At 39.2% G+C, this 283-nt stretch carries 1 protein-coding gene; it reads right to left on the reverse strand.

Features of this window, described 5'->3' with window-relative positions:
* The coding region (locus NRIC_RS19095) for a helix-turn-helix domain-containing protein (protein ID WP_146622013.1) at positions 1 to 213 on the reverse strand (213 nt) is incomplete at its 3' end.
* Positions 214 to 283 lie beyond the last annotated feature (70 nt).

The raw sequence follows: 283 nt of genomic DNA on the forward strand, positions 1-283 counted from the left end.
CAGCTTCAATTCTTTCGAATACTTTTTATTCTTATTCGTGGCAATCAGACCAGTGGGCCCTTCATTTTCATATAAAGCACACCATCTTCTGACTGTGTTCACGTTAACTTGGGCTTCTTTAGCTGCACTAGTTAAACTGATTTCCTGTCTAAGATAACTCTCAACAATCTTTATGCGCTCTTCTGCACTGAGCTTCATCCTTCTTTTTCCCATAACAAATACCCCTATCTAGGATTTAATTATTTCCTTGTCCTAGATAGGGGTAGCATAGCAATGTCACAGC

The organism is Enterococcus florum (genome assembly GCF_004309355.1).
Classification (GTDB): Bacteria; Bacillota; Bacilli; order Lactobacillales; family Enterococcaceae; genus Enterococcus_A; species Enterococcus_A florum.